The 18847-nt window shown below is 71.7% G+C and carries 21 protein-coding genes and 1 pseudogene; 9 read left to right on the forward strand and 13 right to left on the reverse strand.

The window, feature by feature from the left end:
• The first annotated feature begins 159 nt into the window (after nucleotides 1-159).
• A complete protein-coding gene (locus tag NQU55_RS29420; RefSeq protein ID WP_308402284.1) occupies nucleotides 160-513 on the forward strand; it encodes a zinc ribbon domain-containing protein YjdM in 354 nt (117 codons plus the stop codon).
• A gap of 144 nt (nucleotides 514-657) precedes the next feature.
• On the opposite strand, the gene NQU55_RS29425 is transcribed toward NQU55_RS29420, so the two are convergent.
• From NQU55_RS29425 to NQU55_RS29435, 3 genes are all read right to left on the reverse strand, one after another.
• Nucleotides 658-1353, reverse strand: coding sequence for an RICIN domain-containing protein (locus tag NQU55_RS29425; RefSeq protein ID WP_308402285.1), 696 nt, complete (start codon nucleotides 1351-1353; stop codon nucleotides 658-660).
• A 7-nt stretch (nucleotides 1354-1360) separates the two neighbouring features.
• Nucleotides 1361-3157 (reverse strand): hypothetical protein, encoded by a 1797-nt coding sequence (locus NQU55_RS29430; RefSeq protein WP_168095896.1) that lies wholly within the window; start codon nucleotides 3155-3157, stop codon nucleotides 1361-1363.
• Nucleotides 3158-3394: 237 nt separating this feature from the next.
• The gene (locus NQU55_RS29435; protein WP_168095897.1) at nucleotides 3395-4321 is read right to left on the reverse strand and encodes an NmrA/HSCARG family protein; all 927 of its coding nucleotides are present in this window, start codon (nucleotides 4319-4321) and stop codon (nucleotides 3395-3397) included.
• Between the two features lie 119 nt (nucleotides 4322-4440).
• Here NQU55_RS29435 and NQU55_RS29440 point away from each other — a divergent pair, with 119 nt between their 5' ends.
• Both NQU55_RS29440 and NQU55_RS29445 read left to right on the forward strand, forming a co-directional pair.
• On the forward strand, nucleotides 4441-5019 hold the full coding sequence (locus NQU55_RS29440) for a TetR/AcrR family transcriptional regulator (RefSeq protein ID WP_168095898.1): 579 nt from the start codon (nucleotides 4441-4443) through the stop codon (nucleotides 5017-5019).
• A gap of 437 nt (nucleotides 5020-5456) precedes the next feature.
• A complete protein-coding gene (locus tag NQU55_RS29445) occupies nucleotides 5457-5906 on the forward strand; it encodes a hypothetical protein (RefSeq protein WP_168096752.1) in 450 nt (149 codons plus the stop codon).
• Between the two features lie 7 nt (nucleotides 5907-5913).
• On the opposite strand, the gene NQU55_RS29450 is transcribed toward NQU55_RS29445, so the two are convergent.
• Nucleotides 5914-6687, reverse strand: a complete 774-nt coding sequence (locus NQU55_RS29450) for a TetR/AcrR family transcriptional regulator (RefSeq protein WP_168096751.1) — start codon at nucleotides 6685-6687, stop codon at nucleotides 5914-5916.
• 58 nt (nucleotides 6688-6745) lie between these two features.
• On the opposite strand from NQU55_RS29450, the gene NQU55_RS29455 reads away from it, so the two are divergent.
• The 3 genes and pseudogenes from NQU55_RS29455 to NQU55_RS29465 form a co-directional block, all read left to right on the forward strand.
• Complete coding sequence (locus NQU55_RS29455; RefSeq protein WP_168096750.1) at nucleotides 6746-7618, forward strand: SDR family NAD(P)-dependent oxidoreductase; 873 nt, start codon at nucleotides 6746-6748, stop codon at nucleotides 7616-7618.
• A 107-nt stretch (nucleotides 7619-7725) separates the two neighbouring features.
• Nucleotides 7726-8091 carry a hypothetical protein gene (locus NQU55_RS29460; RefSeq protein WP_206329964.1) on the forward strand — a complete coding sequence of 122 codons (366 nt, stop codon included), beginning with the start codon at nucleotides 7726-7728 and terminating at the stop codon, nucleotides 8089-8091.
• A gap of 66 nt (nucleotides 8092-8157) precedes the next feature.
• A pseudogene (locus NQU55_RS29465) lies at nucleotides 8158-8401 on the forward strand (hypothetical protein); the annotation flags it as partial.
• A gap of 48 nt (nucleotides 8402-8449) precedes the next feature.
• Here the strand turns inward: NQU55_RS29465 and NQU55_RS29470 are convergent.
• Nucleotides 8450-9190, reverse strand: coding sequence for a nucleotidyltransferase family protein (locus NQU55_RS29470; protein ID WP_206329965.1), 741 nt, complete (start codon nucleotides 9188-9190; stop codon nucleotides 8450-8452).
• A gap of 292 nt (nucleotides 9191-9482) precedes the next feature.
• Between NQU55_RS29470 and NQU55_RS29475 the strand changes: the two genes are divergently transcribed.
• Nucleotides 9483-9680, forward strand: coding sequence for an MmyB family transcriptional regulator (locus tag NQU55_RS29475; protein WP_256791489.1), 198 nt, complete (start codon nucleotides 9483-9485; stop codon nucleotides 9678-9680).
• 73 nt (nucleotides 9681-9753) lie between these two features.
• On the opposite strand, the gene NQU55_RS29480 is transcribed toward NQU55_RS29475, so the two are convergent.
• Entirely contained in the window at nucleotides 9754-10161 is a 408-nt protein-coding gene (locus tag NQU55_RS29480; RefSeq protein WP_256791491.1) for a MarR family winged helix-turn-helix transcriptional regulator, read from the reverse strand.
• Between NQU55_RS29480 and NQU55_RS29485 the strand changes: the two genes are divergently transcribed.
• The gene (locus tag NQU55_RS29485) at nucleotides 10118-10957 is read left to right on the forward strand and encodes an SDR family oxidoreductase (protein ID WP_168095679.1); all 840 of its coding nucleotides are present in this window, start codon (nucleotides 10118-10120) and stop codon (nucleotides 10955-10957) included. The genes NQU55_RS29480 and NQU55_RS29485 overlap by 44 nt on opposite strands.
• Before the next feature lie 11 nt (nucleotides 10958-10968).
• Here the strand turns inward: NQU55_RS29485 and NQU55_RS29490 are convergent, their stop codons facing one another.
• The 7 genes from NQU55_RS29490 to NQU55_RS29520 all read right to left on the reverse strand — a co-directional run bounded on the left by NQU55_RS29490 (nucleotide 10969) and on the right by NQU55_RS29520 (nucleotide 17541).
• Entirely contained in the window at nucleotides 10969-12018 is a 1050-nt protein-coding gene (locus NQU55_RS29490; RefSeq protein WP_168095680.1) for a 2-aminoethylphosphonate ABC transporter substrate-binding protein, read from the reverse strand.
• A gap of 41 nt (nucleotides 12019-12059) precedes the next feature.
• Nucleotides 12060-12851, reverse strand: coding sequence for an ABC transporter permease (locus NQU55_RS29495; protein ID WP_168095681.1), 792 nt, complete (start codon nucleotides 12849-12851; stop codon nucleotides 12060-12062).
• Nucleotides 12838-13728, reverse strand: coding sequence for a 2-aminoethylphosphonate ABC transporter permease subunit (locus tag NQU55_RS29500; RefSeq protein ID WP_256791492.1), 891 nt, complete (start codon nucleotides 13726-13728; stop codon nucleotides 12838-12840). The genes NQU55_RS29495 and NQU55_RS29500 overlap by 14 nt, the downstream gene beginning before the upstream one ends.
• On the reverse strand, nucleotides 13721-14788 hold the full coding sequence (locus NQU55_RS29505) for an ABC transporter ATP-binding protein (RefSeq protein ID WP_168094974.1): 1068 nt from the start codon (nucleotides 14786-14788) through the stop codon (nucleotides 13721-13723). The genes NQU55_RS29500 and NQU55_RS29505 overlap by 8 nt, the downstream gene beginning before the upstream one ends.
• A complete protein-coding gene (locus tag NQU55_RS29510; RefSeq protein ID WP_240976773.1) occupies nucleotides 14785-15474 on the reverse strand; it encodes a phosphonatase-like hydrolase in 690 nt (229 codons plus the stop codon). The genes NQU55_RS29505 and NQU55_RS29510 overlap by 4 nt, the downstream gene beginning before the upstream one ends.
• Nucleotides 15475-15491: 17 nt before the next feature.
• Nucleotides 15492-16622 (reverse strand): TIGR03364 family FAD-dependent oxidoreductase, encoded by a 1131-nt coding sequence (locus NQU55_RS29515; protein WP_168094976.1) that lies wholly within the window; start codon nucleotides 16620-16622, stop codon nucleotides 15492-15494.
• A gap of 142 nt (nucleotides 16623-16764) precedes the next feature.
• The gene (locus NQU55_RS29520) at nucleotides 16765-17541 is read right to left on the reverse strand and encodes a GntR family transcriptional regulator (protein ID WP_168094977.1); all 777 of its coding nucleotides are present in this window, start codon (nucleotides 17539-17541) and stop codon (nucleotides 16765-16767) included.
• Nucleotides 17542-17696: 155 nt separating this feature from the next.
• Here NQU55_RS29520 and NQU55_RS29525 point away from each other — a divergent pair, with 155 nt between their 5' ends.
• Nucleotides 17697-18764, forward strand: a complete 1068-nt coding sequence (locus tag NQU55_RS29525) for a PucR family transcriptional regulator (RefSeq protein ID WP_168094978.1) — start codon at nucleotides 17697-17699, stop codon at nucleotides 18762-18764.
• Nucleotides 18765-18847 lie beyond the last annotated feature (83 nt).

An 18847-nucleotide genomic window follows, 5' to 3' on the forward strand; every position in this document is an offset into this window, starting at 1 on the left:
CACGGAACCCTCAGCCTCTCGCCTCGCCGAGCCTCCTGCGCGGAGGCAACGTCTGACGCTGTGCCCGCGGCTACCTGCAGGCACAGCCAAACCATCATGTAGCGAATTGAAAAATTCTGCAATTCGTCATCCATGCGGGCCCCGGGCTACAGTGGAATGGTGATCGAGAACCTGCCTCCGTGCCCCGAATGCTCCAGCGCGTACACCTACGAGATGGGCGCATTTCTGGTCTGCCCCGAGTGCGGCCACGAGTGGGCTCCCACGGCCGCCGAGCCGGCGGGCGACTCCGAGGACGGGGTGATCAAGGACGCGGTCGGCAATGTCCTCGCCGACGGGGACACGGTCACAGTGATCAAGACGCTGAAGGTCAAGGGCCACCCGACGGGGATCAAGGCAGGCACCAAGGTGCGCAACATCCGCCTCGTGGAGGGTGTGGCCGGCCACGACATCGACTGCAAGATCGACGGCTTCGGCGCCATGCAGCTCAAGTCCAGCGTGGTCAAGAAGGCCTGACCAGATACGTCAGCGGCCTGACGGAGACAACCGCGTGACCTGGTGTCTGCGGTGCGGGCTTGGGGAGGGCCGCACCGCAGACACCAGGTCACTCCAGGTCACTCTCCGAAGAGCATGGAGCGGAAGGTCAGGACCGGACGGCCTTCACTGGATGTACTTGACGGTCCACTTCTGACTCGGCAGTCCCTCGTTGTCGTTGGTCACGACGGGCGACTGGTTCGCACCGCCCCAGCCGCGGTCGGGCTCGAGGACGCGGCCGAAGAGGTTCGCGATGCGTGCCGGGCCGGACTGGGTCGCCGGGTCGACGTACCAGAGCTGGTCGACGTTGGTGAAACTGCTGTCGCAGGTCGACAGCCAGGTCGCCCAGCCGCTCGGGCCCTGCGCGTAGCCCGCGAGGCACGTGCCGTTCCTGCGGTTGACCATGTGGTGGCGGCCGCGGCCGTCGGCGACCAGGTCCCAGAGCTGGTAGGCCTGCGTGGTGCAGCCCCACACCCGCACGCGGTCGTCACCGGACGGGAAGTCCATGCAACGGCCGGTGCCTTGGTTTCTGACCTGGAACGGGCCGACCGCCGCCGGGGCCGCCTCCGCGCGTACTCGGGGTTCGGCCGCCCCGGCACCTGGGACTGCAACCGCGAAGGTGGCGGCCAGCGCCGCCGCGAGTGCGGCAAGTCGCTTGCGTGGATTCACGAGTTTCCCCCTGTCCGGCTGTCCCCGAGGTCGTGAGCGCAGGCTCTCGCGCCGCACCTCGCTGGAAAGGGGTTCGGCTGTCAAACACCTCGATCGGGTGATGCGAGAGTAAGAGCCACTGCGGTTGCACCGCCGGACGGCGGGAGTCGCCACGCTCCGGTCAGGCCGTCGGCCCCTCCCCCGCGCGGACCAGCCGCCAGGCCTCGGTGAACAGCTCGGGGAGCGTGCCCGGGAGCAGGTCGAAGGCCTCCACCTCGCTGCCGTCGTCGCTCAGCTCCGCCCCGATCAGGGGCGCTTTCCAGAACTCCATCGGAGGCAGCGGCTTCTTGGCGTGCGCCCACGGGCCGGGCAGGAAGAGTGTGCGTCCCGCGCGGGCACGGCGGTCCTCCACCACCAGGCCGCGCGCCAACAGCTCTGCCGCGGCCGCCTTGTGGCGGGCCGGTGTCCAGGCGTTCCAGCGACGCACGTTGCGGTCCGAGGGCACGGGGAGCAGCAGGAGCTGGAGGTAGAAGGTGGCCGCATCCTCGGGCAGGCGGAGGGTGGCGGCGACGTCGGCGACCAGGTCGGGGGCGCAGGCGCGGGGGTCGGATTCGTAGCGGCCGGGAGGCAGGTCGCCGGCGGTGATGCGGGCTATGACGCGGTCGCAGGTGCCGTCCTTCAGCCAGGCCCGGCGCCGGCTTCCGCGGTTGCCGCGGACCACGCCCGAGCGGAGGACGCGGGCCGGTGAGTCGCGGCCGGCCAGCACCTTGCGCAGGTGGTGGACGACCTCCGGCGCTCCGGTGCGTACGGGGTCGCCGGCGGGGAGGTCCGCGTACGCCCACGGCAGGCCGGCGAAGACGGCGTCCGCGACGGTTGCGGCGTCGTAGTCGCCCATGGCGTCCCATGCGGTGCGCAGGTGGCGGTGCTCGGGCGGGCAGGGCCGGGCCCGCAGGCAGAAGTCCGGTGGCAGGGTGGCGTTCGCCGGGTCGAGGAACAAGTGGCACAGGTGGGTCGCCGGCATCCGGGTCTGCAGGGCGACCGCGGACTGCCAGGTGCTCCATGGCGCGTTCGGACGGGCGCCGTGCTGCTCCGACCAGGCGGCGGCGGTGCGCTCCGCGACGCGGGCGAGGCCGCCGGGCTCCCACAGGTCCGCGGGGTCCGCGGGCATCACGTCGGCGAGCAGGGCGAGCCGGTCGTCGTCGCGCAGCGCCGACAACTCGGCGCGCGCCGATTCGAGTTCGCCGGCTTTGAAGCCGATCGCGGTGCGCTCGTGCTCGTCGAGGAAGGGTTCGTAGTAACTGCCCGCGCCGGGGTTGCCGGCCAGGACGAGGGCCGCAGCGGGGCGGCTCAGGCCCGTCGCCCCGCTCAAGGCGAGGGCCGCGTCCGCGTCCCAGGCGACCGGGCCTCGCTCCCGGACGAGCTCCACCAGGCGCAGCAGTTGCCCCGGGTTACCCCAACCACGCGGGCAGTCCACGACGTAGAGCGGTTCCTCGGGGCGCGGGGCGGCCTCGCCGCCGGGGAGCAGGGCCTCGAAGTAGAGAGCCTTGCGCGCGGCCGGCAGGTGCAGACCGAAGGAGGCGCCCTGATGGTCGCGGACGGTGAACGAGGTCGTTCCGGCGAGTCGGCCCAGACTAAATCGGCAGGCCGGGTCGGCGAACGGGGTCCGCGCCCACATCTCCAGGAAGTCGAGCAGCATCTCGCGGCGCTCCGGCCTGGTCGCGGGGGCGGCCGCGCGCAGGGCGACTGCGCCCGTACGCCCTATGAGTTCCGTCCAACTGCCCACCGCGGGCGGACGGACCTCCCGATCACCCGGCTCGGGCGCCCAACTGCCTTCGATGTAGCGGCCGCTGCGCCTGATGTCGGCGAAGTAGTCCTCGTTCCAGCAGCCCGAGGCCACGAGACCCTGGAGAGCGGCGGATGCGGCGGATCCGTCCCACGTGCGGGGGCTCCGGGGTACGGTCGCGTCGATCTCGTTCATACGTCCGATCATGACGGACGGTACCGACAGCGGGCCGCGCCCGCCCACGCCGGCCACCTTGCCGAACAGGCGAGCCCTCCGGCCCCAAGGCCGCCACACGATGAGTGCGCACCTGGAGATCGCGCTGCCTGCCGTACCCGGCCCCGTACCGCGGCGGACGCCGAAACGGGTGTCGGGGAACCGGCGCCGGGCCGCACTCCCGGATCCCAACGCGGCCGGGGCCGTGGGTGCGGGCGCTCACGTGTCCTGTCCTGAGGTGCGCGCGGAGTCCAGGAACGCGGCGATCCGGGACGCGCCGGTGCGCTCCAGCCAGGTGTCGAAGTCCATCGCGGCAGGGTGGATGTTCCGGGTGGCGCGAATGTCGGCGCGGTAGCCGAGTGTGTTGAGCCATTCGTTGGCGTAGGCGAAGTCTTCGCTCAGGGCCCGGATCGCGTCGATCGGGATCTGAACGTAGGGCAGCTGTATGCCGAGCGCGTTCCCGATGGCCGCGGCGATCTGAACCGGTGTCAGTTCGTCCCCGGCCAGGGAGACTGCCCGGCCGATCCACTCCGTGGGTCGGGAGAACGCCAGTGCGGCGACGGCGCCGACATCGTCGACGGCAATGATCTGCTGGGGGACCTCCGGCGCAAGCCCGGTGGACAGATTTCCGTTCCGCAGCGCGTATCCGCCGGTGAAGTTCTCCATGAACGAAACCGGCCTCAGGATCGTCGCGGGCAGGCCAAGGGCGGCGATGCGCTGCTCGATGTGCCACTTGCTGACCAGGTTCACCGGCAGCTTCTCTTCCAGGTGCCGGTCCACCGCGGCGACCGAAGTGAAGACGAAGTGCCCGATGCCGGCGGCGTGTGCGGCCTCGGCGACGTTCACACCCCAGCGCACCTCGTCCTCGGCGGTGAAGTCCGGCGCGGTACCGGACGAGCCGACGGTGGGCTGGACGCTGAACAGGCCCCAGGCGCCCTCGGCCGCGACGGTCAGGGAGTCGACGTCCTCCATCTGCGCCCGCACCACCTGCGCTCCGGCCTGCGCCAGTGCGGCGGCCCGAGCCCCGTGCGGGTCGCGTGTCAGTGCGCGCACCTGCCAGCCGTCCCGGAGCAGGTGACGCGTCACGGCCCTGCCCTGCTGGCCGGTCGCACCAACCACCACGACGGTCTTCTGCGTCAGCTTCACGAGTCTTCTCCATCGCGTCCGCGCGGAAGGGGAACCATCCCATAAGTGGGGCAGCCCTCCATTTCTCGTTCGCTACGATATGGAGGACCACCCCACTTTTCAAGACGTCAGGAGTGCCCGTGCCCGAGGCCGCCGCCACCCCGCCGCGCCGGCCGATGCGCGCCGACGCCCGCCGCAACGTCGAGAAGATCGTGGCCGCCGCCGGAACCTTGATCGCCGAGCACGGCGCCGACGCCTCCCTGGAGGGCGTCGCCCGCCTCGCCGGAGTCGGCTCGGCCACCCTGCACCGCCACTTCCCCTCCCGGCAGGCGCTCCTTGAGGCGGTCTTCAAGGACCGGGTGGAGGCCCTGTGCGCGAAGGCCGGCGATCTGCTCGCCGAACCCGACCCGGGCCAGGCCCTGTCCACCTGGCTTCGCGCCGTCGGCGCACACGCCGTGGCCAACCGCGGACTGGGGGCCTCCCTGATGCACGAGGCGGACCCGGCGCTGGGCGAGACCTGCCACGACATGATCAGCAGCGCCGGAGACGCCCTCCTCGCGCGCGCCCGGGAGGCAGACGCCGTGCGCCCCGGGATCACCATCACCCAGCTGCTGAAACTCGTCGGCGCCGTCGCGCTGGCCACCGAGCAGGACATCGACGGCCCGGCCGAGGCCGACCTCCTGCTGGCGATCGCCATCGACGGCGTACGCGCGCGCTGACCCGGGAGGCTCAGGGTTAGCCCCGATGTGCGCGGCGGCCCCCACCCGTAGTTTGGGCGACACCGGCAGCGGGACACGGGGGCGGCTGCCGGTACCGCTGCCCTCGATCGCAGCGCCTCAGCGGTGACAGCGAGAAGGAGAGCAGGCCGGACACGCGGCCCGAGCAGCAGTCCGGCAAGCAGTATCCGTCACGCAGATCCGCTACCACGTCAAGGACGGCGGGAAGTGGGCCGATCACTGGCACTACCGCTCACCGGGCGCCAGCAACACCTCCGGCACCCCGGTGCGCGACCAGTTCCATCCGTGGGACCGACGCCGCGGCCCCCGGCCGACCAGGACATGGCCGCTACCTCGAGCCGAGCAGGGCCTGCATCTCCTGACGCCCCGACGCGTCCGGGAACCGCAGGAGCACCAGAAACTCCTTCAGGAGGAACACCGTGACACTTCGTCCTCGCAACAGAGGGCTACGGGCCCGCACGGCCGTCGTGGCCGTCCTCATGACGGGCGCCGCCGCCGGCGTCGCTCAGGCCGCGCCCGCCCCGTCCGTATCCACCTCGTTCACCTCATCCACGTCATCCACCTCCGCCTCATCCGCTGCGGTGAAGGTGGAGGACAGGTACACCATCGACCGGAACAGCAACGTCCGTGGAGCCCCGAAGCTGAAGAGCCGTGTCTACGGCACGGCAGGCCGGGGCGCCTACATCGACATCGACTGCTGGGCTCGTGGGCAGGACGTCAGCTCCGGCGGCCAGCACACCAACGTCTGGTACCAGGGCGGCGTCTGGATGGGCGCGCCCATGAATCGGCCCCTGGGCCCCGGCGTGTGGGTCTGGGGCGGCAACGTCGACACCAAGGGGGACCCGCAGAAGGGCATCCCCCACTGCTGACGCCCGCCTACTCGGCTGCCTTGCCGACGCTGCTGACGCTGTCGGCGCTGTCGGCGCTGTCGGCGCCGTAGCCCCGAAGCAGTGCGCTCAGGATGCCGGTCAGCCGGGGTGCGACGTCGACGACGGCGTGGGCGAGCTCCGGGTCCGACTCGTAGAGGCGGCGCAGCGCGGTTCCCGGGGCGGCCATCTGCCACAGCGCTCCTGCCATCGCCGCGGCCGTGGCGACGACGTCGCCGGCCTGCGCCGGGCTCAGCACGACCACCCGGCGCAGCGCCTCGCCCAAGGCCTCGACCTCGGCGATGGCGATCAGTTTGAAGGACCGGACGCTTTCCAGCGAGACGTTGTGCTCAAGAGTCATCGGCGTGTGGGCGAGCAGGTCGCAGAACAGGGGGCGTGCGACCAGCGACTCGGCCAGCAGACCGGCGACCGCGCGCAGGCGAGGCTCCTGGTCCGCGCTGTTCGCGACATGCGCAGCGTCCTCGCCGCCCTCACCATCCTCGCCACCCATGCCGGGCAAGGTGGCGGCGAGCCGCTCGCGTACCTCCTGCGACCACTCCACCCACCCGGCGGCGGCCAGGCGGAGGAAGATCTCTTCCCGGGTCTCGAAGTAGCGGAGCATCGCCGACTTGTGCATGCCGACTTCTGCCGCGATGTCGGTCAAGGTCACCGCTCGGATGCCGTTCACCGTGGCCAGGCGGGCCGCCGCGTCGAGGATCGCGGCTTCGCGGGCGCGCTTGGCCTCGGGACTCCGGGCTCTTGTGGGCTGACTGCGGCTGACCATGCGGCCATCCTAACGCAACGAGGTTGCGCTATTAACGCAACCATGTTTTGCTATCTCCATGGCAACCCAGACCCGAACGTGGTTCATCACCGGTTCCTCCCGCGGCTTAGGCCGCTCCCTCGCAGTCGCCGCCCTGGAAGCGGGCGACCAGGTCGCCGCCACTGCCCGCAAGCCGGAACAACTCGCCGATTTGGTCGAGCGGTTCGGCGACAAGGTCCTGCCGGTCGCGCTCGACGTGACCGACGCCGCCGCGGCCACGGCCGCGCTCGACGCCGCCCGTGACCGCTTCGGCCGCATCGACGTGGTCGTCAACAACGCCGGTTACGCGAACGTCGCCCCGGTCGAGACGGCTCCGGAGGACGACTTCCGCCGTCAGTTCGAGACCAACTTCTGGGGCGTGTACAACGTCTCCAAGGCGGCACTGCCCCTGCTGAAGGCCCAGGGCGGCGGCATCGTCGTCCAGTTCTCCTCCATCGGCGGCCGGGTGGGCGGCACCGCCGGCCTGGGTTCCTACCAGGCGGCCAAGTTCGCCATCGACGGCCTCACCCGCGTACTCGCCACCGAGACCGCGCCGTTCGGCATCCGTTACCTGGTCGTCGAGCCCAGCGGCTTCGCCACCGACTGGGCCGGAGACTCCATGGACGTCCAGGACGTTCCGCCGGAGTACCAGGCGACCGTCGGCGCCTTCCACGACCAGGCTCGCGGCGGCAGCCGCGCCGCCGGCGACCCGGACCGCGCCGCCGCCATCCTCGTACGCGTGGTCAAGCGCGACCACCTCCCCACCCACCTGCCCCTGGGCACCACCGCGGCCCGGATGGCGCTCGACTACTCACGGCAGCAGATCGCCGAGGCCGAAGCCTGGCAGGCCGTCTCCCTCTCCGCCGACTTCGGCGCGCAGTACCCCGTCGAGTTCCCGGCAGACACCAAGTAGACCCGCCGGATTCGCACAGTTCGACCGGAACACCGCTTTCTTGGCCGCGCGACGTCGCGCTACGGCCCACAAAAGCGCCTCACCCCTTGGACTTCACGGAGACACTCATGGGACTTCGCATCAAATCCGTCCTCACGATCGGCGTCTCGGCGTCGGCACTCTCGATGACACTTCTCGCCGGCCCCGCGTCGGCCGACGGCCCCGGCACGCGGCAGCCGGGCGAACCGGTCTGCGTGAACGGATCCGCGTGCTTCTACGAGACGCCTTGGGAAGGGAGAACCTCGTGGCACACCAACCCGGGGTCGGGCTGCGTCACGCTCCCCTTCCCTGCCTACGGAGTGTTCAACCTGACTGACAAGCGGCTCGACATGTACCCCAACGCCGACTGCACAGGCACTGCCCTTTCGGAGCCGGCCAACGACTTCCACACCTGGAAGTCCTGGGCACCGCGCTTGAGCTTCCGAGCGGTCTGACAGCGAACACCGCCCTCAGCTCCGCAAGAGAAGCGGCTTTGACAGGCGTTGTCGTGACGGACCGCCCACAAGGCCGGCCAGTTGCGCCGGCTCACCGACCTGTGCGCCCGGGCCGGTGGGAGCCCTGGCCCCGGGCTCCCACCGGCCCGTGCTGTCCGATCCGGACGACGCGGCCGCGGAGATCACCTTCATCCTTGCAGGAGCACAGGTAAGCACCCGGAACGGAAGCATCGAGCACGCGGGTGAGCGGCTCATGAGGATCGTCGAGGCCGTCCTGGACCGGCACTCGGCCCCCAAGACCGCCCTGTAGAGGGTCGTCATGACGGCAGAGGGCCGGCCGAGCGCCTGGCCGAGAAGTTCAGCCCGCCACGGCCGGGCCGACGGGCTGCCGTCCGGCCAGCGCGCGTTCGAGCCCGGCGAGATCCTGGGGTGTGTTGACGGCCCACCACGGAACGTCCACCGGGTACCCCAGGAGCTGACGGGCCCGGATCAAGTCGGCGAGCGTGCTGTGGACGTGGTCGCCCTCATCAGGAAGCAAGTCGACCACGTCGGGGGCGAAGAGGTACACACCGGCGTTCACCCGGCGATGCGGCGCCCACGCCGCTCCCAGGGCTGTCACCCGGCCTCGTCCATCGCACTCGACACCGGCGCGAGGCGCCTTCGGGCAGGCCAAGGCCACTGCCGCCGACGTGGCGTGCCGCACGTGGTGTGCGCGCATGGCCGAGAGCGAGAAGCGGGTCCAGATGTCGCCGTAGACGGCAAGCCAGGGCTCGTCCGGATACGGCAACGCCCTGGCGGCTCGCTTGAGCCCCCCGCCCCGCCCCAACGGGCGCTCTTCGACGACCACGTCGGCGCGCAGCGGCAGCTCCTGCGATCCGAGGTAGTCGGTGATGACAGCGGCCATATGGCCCGCCGAGACGATGACATGCTCCACTGCGGACTCGGCGAACCAGTCGATCTGATGTCGCAGGATCGGCGTACCGCGCACCTCGACCATCGTTTTCGGCCGATCGCACGTCAGGGGCCGGAGCCGCCGCCCGAAACCCCCCGCCAGCACCACGGCCTGACGCACGGCCGCTCCGCTCTCCGCATCGGCCAACACGCATCTCCCCTGCAGCCTCCGCCACTTGTGCCGTCAGCCCTGCCAGCCCCCCGACTTTCGCGGCTCTATTGAGCTACCGGCCGGGCACCCAAAGTAGCGAACAGAGCCGGAGCTCGCGACCGGGCCGCATGCAGGAGCTGCGATCACTCCGGTTCGAAAGCTCGCAGGGTGTCGTCGCCGTTGGTCCACAAGCCCCCGAGCCGCTGCCGGACCAGGAGCCAGCCGTGGGGCGATATCTGGTCGACCTGGCCCGCCCCGGGCCGGGCCGGGCTCGGCCCGGCGTCGCGCGGTGCCTGCGCAGTGGGTGCGGCCCGGGCTGCTGCAGCTCCCCGGCTCCCTGACGGGCGCCCCCGCGATGATCACGGGTCACCGGCTGGACGTGCTGGCCGCCAACGCGCTCGCGAAGGCCCTGTACACCGACTTCGACGCGCTGCCGCTCCGGTCTGCGCCGGCCCTGACGGTGGTTGACGCGTCGGCCTTCGAGTGACGGAGCACGGTCCGCCGGCTGCCGGCTGCCGGCTGCCGTCCGCCGGCTGCCGGCTGCCGTCCGCCGGCCGCCGTCATGCCTCCAGGATCAGCTGCAGCAGTTCGCGCAGGGTCTCGCGCTGCTGCGCGGTGAGCGGGGCCAGTGGTTCGGCGGCGAAGGGCATGAGAGCACGGAGGTCGGCGGTGACCGTGCGGCCGGCCGGGGTGGCGGCGACGCGCTTGACGCGCCGGTCGCCCGGGTCGAGGCTGCGCTCGACCAGGCCGCGGGACTCCAGCCGGTCGATGATCGCGGTCACGTTGGACGGCTCCGCGTGCAACCGGTCGGCGATGCGGCGCGTCGGGACCGGCTCTTCGGCGGCGAGCAGCGCCTTGACCTGGAGCGGGGTCAGATCGTAGGTCGCGGCGGCGGCCCCGCACTCCTGGGTGTAGCGGCGGTTGATGGCCGCGAAGAGGCCGACGATCTCCAAGACCGTTCTGATCACCGGCACCTCCTCCGGCATCGGCCTGGCCACCGCCGTCGCCGCCGCGCGAAACGGCTGGCGCGTGATCGCCACCATGCGCGACACCGCCAAGGCGGGCGCACTGCTGACGGCTGCGGAGGAAGCCGGAGTCACCCTGGACGTCCGGGCCCTGGACGTGACCGACCCGGCCTCGGTCGAGGCGTGCCTGACCGGCCTCGACCAGCTGGACGCACTGGTCAACAACGCCGGCGCGGGCCACGTCGGCACCCTGGAGCAGGAGAGCGTCGAGGACGTGCGGGCCGTCATGGAGGTCAACTTCTTCGGCGTGCTGCACGTCACCAAGGCCGCTCTGCCCCTGCTGCGGGCGAGCAAGGGCCGTGTGCTGACCGTGACCAGCGTCGGCGGGGTGATCGGCCAGCCCTTCAACGAGGCGTACTGCGCCGCCAAGTTCGCGGTCGAGGGCTTCATGGAGTCCCTCGCGCCGGTCGCGGCCACGGCCGGCGTGTCCGTCAGCGTGGTCGAGCCGGGTGCGGTGGCCAGCGAGTTCGTCAACAATGTGGGTCTCGCCGACGACGCACTGGACCAGGCCGGCTCGTACGCGCCGGCCCTGTCCGCCTACCTGGAGCGCACCCGCGGCGCCTTCGCCGATGCGCAGACCCCGCAGGACGTGGCAGCGCAGATGGTCGCTCTCCTCGCAGCCGAGTGGCCCGCCTTCCGGCTGCTCACCTCCGACACCGCGCGCGCCTTCGCCGGGACGAAGCTCAAGGACCTCGACGGCTCGACCGTGCAGGCGCTGACCGGCGCGTGGATCGCCTAGCGGCACCTGCGTCAGCTGCGAGTGGCCTCCTTCCACGCCGCGACGTAGGAGGTGAGGTTCCGGTCGATGTCGGCCCAGTCGGGGCGGAAGATCTCCACGCCCTTCATGATGCGGGCGAGGGACGCGGCGTTCGGGTCGGTGGCTTTGACGTCCGTACGGGCGGAGAAGCCGCCGCCGACGGCGGAGACCTCGCGCTGCACCTGCTCGGTGAGCAGGTGGTCCAGGAACTTCTTGGCGTTCTCGGTGTGCGGGGCGTTGTTCACCAGCCCGGCCGCGTACGGGAGGGCGAAGGTGGTGGGCTTCCCGCTGTCGCCCGCGGGGAAGAAGATGCCCTGGTTCGGCATCGTCTTCATGTTGGCGAAGTTCATCTGGACGTCCCCGTTGGCGACGACGAGTTCTCCCTTGTCGACCTTCGGGGCGAGCTGGCCGGTGGACTTGGACGGGCCGACGTTGTTCTTCTGCAGGTCCTTGAGATAGGCCATGGCGGGTTCCTTGCCGCCGAGGTCGTGCATGGCCTTGATGAGGACGGCCGTGCCGTCGCCCGCGACGCCGGGCGTGGAGTACTGCAGCTTGCCCTTGAATCCGGCGTCGAGCAGGTCCTTCCAGGTCTTCGGCGGGCTGTGCTTCAGTTCCTTGGAGTTGTAGATGAAGCAGAAGTAGTTGTTGGCGACTGAGGTCCACTTGCCGGAGGGGTCCTTGTCGCCCTCAGCGACCTTGTCCGAGCCCTCGGGCCGGTAGGCGGTCAGCAGGCCCTTGCCGTCGGCCTGCTGGACGAAGGGCGGCAGGGTGACGACGACGTCCGCCTTGGTGTTGGACTTCTCCCGGGCGAGGCGCTGCACGATTTCGCCGGAGCCGCCCTCGACGTAGTCGACCTTGATGCCGGTCTTCTTCGTGAAGTCCTTGAAGACCTTGTCGTAGAAGCCGGAGCCGTCCTCGGCCTTGAGGCCGTCGGCGCTGTAGACGGTGAGTTCCTTCGCTCCGGTGTCGGCCGTCCCGCCGCACGCGGTGAGCGGGAGGGCGAGCAGGGCGGCCAGCGGGAGGATCGTACGGGGACGGGGCACGGGGACTCCTTCGAAGTCGGCCGAAGGGGGAGGCGGGGGAATCAGCGGTAGGAGGCTCGGGTGCGGGCCCGGGAGACCGCGAGGAGCACGAGGAGCGTGGTGGCCATGAGGGCGACGGCGAGCGCGGCTCCGGGGAAGAGCGCGCCGCGGTCGGTGGCGGCGAAGACCTTGACGGGCAGGGGCAGCCAGTCGGGCGGGTAGAGCATCATCGTGGCGCTGAGCTCGCCCATCGACAGGGCGAAGCAGAGCCCCGCGGCGGCGGAGAGGGACGGCAGGAGCAGCGGCAGCTTCACCTGCAGCAGGACACGCAGGGGGCTTGCGCCGAGGCTCGCGGCGGCTTGTTCGAAGGCGGGGTCGAGGCGGTCCAGGGCCGCCGATACGGACTGGTGGGCGAACGCCGTCACCAGGATCGTGTGGGCCAGGACGACGATCGCGGGCGTGCCGTTGAGCAGGAACGGGGGCTTGGAGAAGGCGACGAGCAGGGCGAGCCCGACGACCACGGACGGTACGGCCACCGGCAGCATGAACAGCAGGTCGATCGCGCGTCGGAGGCGCGATCCGTTGGCCGCGAGGGCTGCCCAGGTGCCGGTGACGAGGGCGGTCGCCGAGGCCGCGAGGGCGGTGAGGACGCTGGTGATCAGGGCGTCGAGCGCCTCTCCGTGGGCGACCGCCCGGTAGTGGTCGAGCGTCGCACCGGAGGGGAGCGCACCGCTCCACGTGGTGGCCAGGGAGGCGGCCACGACGACGAGGAACGGCAGCGCGAAGACGGGGAGGAAGAGGACGAGGAAGACGGCCTGGACCGTCCGGCGGGCACGGCGGCTATGCACGAGCACGGCGGGCTCCCTCCATGCGGGTGGTGATCGTCCGGTAGAGCCCGTACAGCGCCAGGGAGAGGGCAACGTTGACGACGGCGACCACGCAGGCGCCGGTCCAGTCCCCTTCGAGGATGGCCTTGCCGTAGACGAGTACGGGCAGGGTCGTCACGCCCTTGGCGCCGGTGAAGAGGACGATGCCGAATTCGTTGAGGCACATCACCAGGACGAGCGAACCGCCGGCCGCCAGGGCGGGCAGGGCCTCGGGCAGGATCACCTGCCGGACGATGCGCGGGGCGCGGGCGCCGAGCGAGGCCGCGACGTCGAGCTGTGCGGTGTCGAGCTGCGAGAAGGCACCGAGCAGCGGACGCAACACGAACGGCGTGAAGTAGGTGATTTCTGCGAGCAGCACGCCCCAGGGCGTGTGCAGGAAGTCGAACGGGCCGGACGTGGCCCCGGTCGCCCCGGTCCATAGGCCGTTGGCCATGCCCGCGGTGCCGTAGACGAACAGCAGCGCGAGGGTGATGAGGAAGGAGGGGAAGGACAGGAAGACGTCGACGAACCGCCCGATCGCCTTGCTGCCGGGAAACGGCACGAACGCGATGACCAGTGCGAGGGCGAAGCCGAGGAGCAGGGCGCCGGCGGTCGCCCCGGCGGCGATCAGCACCGTGTTGCGCAGGGCGTCACGGAAGGTGGCCTGGGCGAACACCTCTGCGTACGCGGAGAATCCGTGCCCGCCGCCGTCCGGGGAGAGGGACTGCCACAGGACGAGGGCGAGGGGGTGGAGGAAGACGATGCCGAGGGCGGCGACGGGCGGCAGCACCAGGGTCCAGGCCGGAATCCGCCGGGAGGGAGCGGGGACGGCCGCCCGTGCGAGCGGCAGCTCGCAGCTAGCCATGGGCGGCACCTCCGGCCTCGCCTGCCGGTAGCAGCACCGCGTCGTCCGCCGCGAAGTGCAGCGCGATCCCGGTGCCGGGCGACGGGGCCTCGCGCAGCTCCCGTACGTCGGCCGTGACGCGGTGCCCAGCGACCTCGGCGGACAGGCGGTGCGTGACACCGCGCCACTGCACCTCCGTGACCGTTCCGCGCAGGGTGTTCGGCCCCTCCCCCAGTCCGACGAGGTGCGGGCGGATGCACAGTGTCGCCCGGGCGCCCGGTGCGGCGTCGCCTGTCGGCACGTCCAGGGCCGTGTCGCCGAGGCGTACGCGGCCGTGGTCCGTGACCGTCACGGGCAGGAGGTTGGCGTTGCCGATGAAGGAGGCGGTGAACGCGGTGCGGGGCCGCCGGTAGAGGTCCTGCGGCGTGCCGCAGTCCCGCAGGCCGGCGCGGTCCATGACGGCGATCCGGTCGGCGAGGGTGAGCGCCTCGGCCTGGTCGTGGGTGACGTAGAGCATGCTGACGTCCGGCAGGTCGCGGTGCAGCCGGGCGAGTTCGGCGAGCACGCCGGAGCGCAGCTGTGCGTCGAGGGCCGAGAGCGGCTCGTCGAAGAGCAGCACGCCGGGCCGGATGGCCAGCGCGCGGGCGATGGCGACACGCTGCTGCTGTCCGCCGGAGAGCTCGCGCGGGTACCGCTTGGCGTAAGGGGCCATGCCGGTCGTCTCCAGCGCCTCGGTCACGCGCGCGGCGACCTCCTCCCGCGGTGTCTTGCGTGCCTTGAGTCCGAAGGCGACGTTGGCGTCGACCCTCATGTGGGGGAAGAGCGCGTACTGCTGGACCACCATGCCGATGCCGCGCCGGTGGGGCGGCAGGTCGGTGACGTCGCGGTCCCCGATGAAGACCCGTCCGGCGACCGGCTGCACGAAACCGGCGACCGCGCGCAGGGCGGTGGTCTTGCCGGAGCCGGACGGCCCGAGCAGGGCCATGACCTCTCCCGGCTCGACGGTGAGGTCGAGCGAGTCGAGGACGACGGTCCTGCCGTAGGCGACGGTCACGCCGTCGAATCGGATGCCGGTGCTCAACGGCCGTCCTCCGCCTGTACGAGCAGGTCGGGGAGTTCCGCCACGGAGGCCAGGACGTGGGTCGCTCCGGAGGCGCGCAGCGCGGCCTCCTCGTGGGCTCCGGTCAGGACGCCGGCGACCACGGCCGCCCCGGCCCTGGCGCCGGAGAGCATGTCGTAGGACGTGTCGCCCGCGACCGCGATCCGCCGTACGTCGTCCGCGGCGCGGGTGCGCAGGAGGGCGGTGAGCACCATGTCGGGGTACGGGCGTCCGCGCCCTCCGGCGTCGGCCGGGCAGAGCGTGAGGTCGGCGAGGTCCGTCCAGCCGAGGGCGGCCAGGACGGCGTCCTGGGTGACGCGGGCGAAGCCGGTGGTGAGGACGACGGTGCGGCCCTCGGCGCGCAGCCGTTCGATCGCTTCGCGGGCGCCCGTGACGGGAGCGCAGTGTCCTTCGGCGACCAGCTGTCCGTAGGCGGACTCGAAGGCCGCGTTGGCGCGCCGGGCCCGCTCCTCGTCGCCGGCGGCGAGGTGGCGGAAGACGGAGATCTTCGATTCGCCCATCGTCGCGCGGACGTAGGCGAGTTGTTCGTCGTGGCGGGCGGTGCCGGGCTGGACGCCGAGGGCCCGTGCGGCCGTGCCGAAGGCCCGCTCGACCAGGCCGTCGTCGGCGACGGTGGTGCCGGCCATGTCCAGTACGACCAGGCTCATGGGCTGAGTCATGTTCCTCACCAGGCCAGCTCGTTCGCGGTGGATTCGGCGATCGCCGGGGAGCACGTCATGCCGCGCCCGCCGGGACCGGTGACCAGCCAGACGTCGTCGCGCACGCGCTCGCGGTGCACGACGCGGGTCGTGTCCACGCACTGTGCGTAGACCCCGGCCCAGCGTCGGCGGACCGGCGGCAGAGGGCGGCCCAGGAGCTGCTCGGCGACGGAGGTGAGGTGCTCGTACGGGGCCTCGTCCACGTCGAAGGCGAAGGGTTCCGCGTACTCGTGGGTGTCGCCGATGGTCAGCCCGCCGTCGGCGCGCTGCACCATGAGCAGCTGCATCTTGTGCTCGGCGGCGACCGTGGTCTGGGCCTGGGCGGCGGCCAGCGCGTCGAGGGCGGCTCCGCCATAGGCGGGGTAGTAACGGAAGCTGTCGGCGTCGGCGACGGAGGTGGTGAGCTGCTCGCCCAGTGGCGCGGTCTGCATCATCTGCAGCCGCACGCGGCGGACAGGCAGCTCCGGGGCGAGCTCGCGGACGAGGCCGCCCAGCCAGGCGCCGGTGCACAGCACGACCGTGTCGCCGCTGTGCACCTCGCCCCGGTCGTCGCGGACGGCGGACCCGCCGGCGGTGTCCACGATGTCCCGGACCTCGCGACCGCCGAGGAAGGTGTAGCGGCCGGAGCGGAGCAGGGCCTCCCTCAGAGCGCGCTGCGCCGTGCGGGGTTCCACGGCGGCGTCGCGGTCGCAGGCCAGGGCGCCGAGGATGTCGCCGCGCAGGGCCGGGTTGAGGGTCCGCACCTCGCCGGGGGTGAGGAGGCGGAAGCCCCGGGCGGCGGCATCGGGCCGGGCCAGGGCGTTGCGGGCGACGGCCAGTTCGGCCTCGGTGGTGACGGTCGTCAGTGAACCGTTGGCGCGGAAGCCGAGGCCGGGGACGGCGGCGCCGATCTCCTCCCACAGCTCGCGGGCCCGCAGGGCGGTGGCCAGCTCCTCCCCTGCGGCCCGGCCGCCGACCCAGATCAGACCGAAGTTGCGGAGGGAGGCCCCCCGGGCTTCCGCCTCTCGCTCGATGTGCACGACCTCGTGGCCGCGCTGGACTGCTTGCCAGGCGTGCATGGTTCCCAGGACGCCGGCTCCGACGACTATGACTCGCATGACTCGAACAGTCGTCGGGGCGGGTGGCGCGGTGGCGACCGTTCGGAGAACTGACGGGAAACCGGGGCGCAAACTTGGACCAGACCCGTTATCTTTTCGTGACACGAGTGCCGCGATGGTGATCGGCGGCCCGGTTTTCCCCTCAGGTCCCGCCGCGCAGATGGGCGGTGAAGGAGAACCGGTCCCCGCGGTAGAGCGAGCGCACACGCTCCAGCGGCCGCCCCGCCGTGTCCCGCGACACCCGGTGGATCAGCAGCATGGGCAGCGCCGGCGGCGTGCCGATCAGCAGGGCCTCGCGCGGCGTGGCCAGGACGGTCTCCAGCCGCTCGTCCGCGTCGCCGAACCCGATGCCGAGACGCTCGTGCAGATAGCCGTAGAAGGAGGAGTTGGGCTCGAAGTCCGTGTCCAGCCCGGGCGCACGCTCCACCGCCACGTACGTGCTCTCCAGCCCGACCCGTTCGTCGTCGGCGAGCAGTACGCGCTCCAGATGCCAGACGGGGGCCAGGGGTTCCACCCCGAGGTCGGGGGCGAGGGCCGCCGGGCAGGCGAGACGATCCAGGCCGACGAGGGTGCGCCCCGGGCGGCGGCCCTGGCGGCGCACGCCCTCGGTATAGCTGGCGAGGGAAAGCGGCTGCTCCAGCTTCGGCCCCGCGACGACCGTGCCGCGCCCCATCCGGCGCAGGCGCCCTTCGAGCAGCAGCTCGCGCAGGGCCTGCCGCACGGTCTCCCGGGACACCTCGAAGCGCGCGGCCAGCTCCCGCTCGGCGGGCAGCAAGCCCCCCTCCCCCAGTTCGTCGAGCAGGCCGGCAACCCGTGCCTTGACCGCGTAGTACTTGGGAATCCGGCCGTGTTCGGGAATGCCGGCCCGGACCGGGGCTCCGGGCGGCCGGCCGGGCTCGTCGTGCGCATGCGTGTTCACGGCGCGATCTTCGCATCCCCGGGTGGCCGGCACGTTTCCTCAATGAGGCCGACTCGGAACGCGGCTGCGGGAGAGCTCCTGAAGGGCGCACGTCCGACGCCCACTCCGCATGTGCGTAAATGGAGGCAAAAGGCTGCCAAACCAGGAGAACACGCATGGAAGCGCGGACAGGACCCGAGGCGTACCTGGACGGGTACGAGCAGATCCTGACCGATGCGGCAGGCACGGGCCGCCGACCCGACCGAAGGCAGATCGACTCCCGGAGGGCGAGCGGCGAGCAAGCGGCGGAAGCCGGGCTGTCCCTGCGCTCCTGCGTGGCCGCCCACCTCTCGGCCACGCGGCGGCACTGGCCCGCGGGGCGCACCTCCGCGGCCGGGGCCGACCACGTGCTCGGCGCCGCGGAGCAAGCGATCGACGCGTTCGCGGAAGGCTACGAGCGGGCCCAACGGCTGGCGGTACGTCAGGAGGCGGCGGACCGGAGGGAGTTCGTCGACGACCTCTTGCACGGCCGGAGCCACCTCGGGCGTCTGGCGGAACGGGCCGAGCGGATCGGGCTGCTGCTCTCGTACGCCTACGCCGTGGCCGTGGCCGAGGGGGCGGAGCCCTACGACGACTTCCACCCGGTGACCCGGCAGGTCGACGCTTCACTGGTCGGCCGGTTCGGCAGCCGGAACATCCTCATCACCACCAAGGACGGCCGGATCATCTGCATCGCTCCCGGCGACCAGACCGATGTGCTGACCTACTTCGCCAAGCAGGCCCACTCGGCCATCAACGTCGGCGCCCGGATCGCCGTCGGCAGGGCCAAGGGAGGTGGCGGGGGCGTCGCCCACTCCTACGAAGAGGCCCTGTCCACGCTGGAACTCGCCGCGCGGATGGGCTTCGACGAGCCGGTGCTGAAGGCTTCCGACCTGCTGGTCTTCCCCGTCCTGGCCCGCGACCGCCAGGCGCTGGCGGACCTGGTCCACACCACGCTCGGACCGCTGCGCCAGGCGCGCGGCGGCGCCCTGCCCCTGCTGGAGACGCTGAACGCCTACTTCGACGCCGGATGCGTATCGGCGGAGGCCGCCCGGACGCTCTCGCTCAGCGTCCGGGCACTGACCTACCGGCTCCGGCGCATCCACACCCTGACCGGCTGCGATGCGGCCGACCCCGCGCAGCGCTATACCCTGCAGACCGCCGTCATCGGGGCCCGGCTCCTGGACTGGCCGGCACGGTCCTGAGCCGACCGGTCCCGTGCCGTCCGCCTGTCCTGAGCCGGCGCGGCACGCGCCCGCGCCGCTGCAGGTCATGGGTGAACCGCAGC

The organism is Streptomyces telluris (genome assembly GCF_024519335.1).
GTDB lineage: Bacteria > Actinomycetota > Actinomycetes > Streptomycetales > Streptomycetaceae > Streptomyces > Streptomyces telluris.

Coding starts and splice junctions, on each gene's coding strand:
- NQU55_RS29455 (WP_168096750.1), top strand. CDS start 6,746: ATGGCAACCCAGACCCGAACGTGGTTCATCACCGGTTCCTCCCGCGGC.
- NQU55_RS29450 (WP_168096751.1), bottom strand. CDS start 6,687: ATGGTCAGCCGCAGTCAGCCCACAAGAGCCCGGAGTCCCGAGGCCAAG.
- NQU55_RS29510 (WP_240976773.1), bottom strand. CDS start 15,474: ATGAGCCTGGTCGTACTGGACATGGCCGGCACCACCGTCGCCGACGAC.
- NQU55_RS29500 (WP_256791492.1), bottom strand. CDS start 13,728: ATGGCTAGCTGCGAGCTGCCGCTCGCACGGGCGGCCGTCCCCGCTCCC.
- NQU55_RS29430 (WP_168095896.1), bottom strand. CDS start 3,157: ATGAACGAGATCGACGCGACCGTACCCCGGAGCCCCCGCACGTGGGAC.
- NQU55_RS29525 (WP_168094978.1), top strand. CDS start 17,697: ATGGAAGCGCGGACAGGACCCGAGGCGTACCTGGACGGGTACGAGCAG.
- NQU55_RS29515 (WP_168094976.1), bottom strand. CDS start 16,622: ATGCGAGTCATAGTCGTCGGAGCCGGCGTCCTGGGAACCATGCACGCC.
- NQU55_RS29485 (WP_168095679.1), top strand. CDS start 10,118: ATGGCCGCGAAGAGGCCGACGATCTCCAAGACCGTTCTGATCACCGGC.
- NQU55_RS29460 (WP_206329964.1), top strand. CDS start 7,726: ATGGGACTTCGCATCAAATCCGTCCTCACGATCGGCGTCTCGGCGTCG.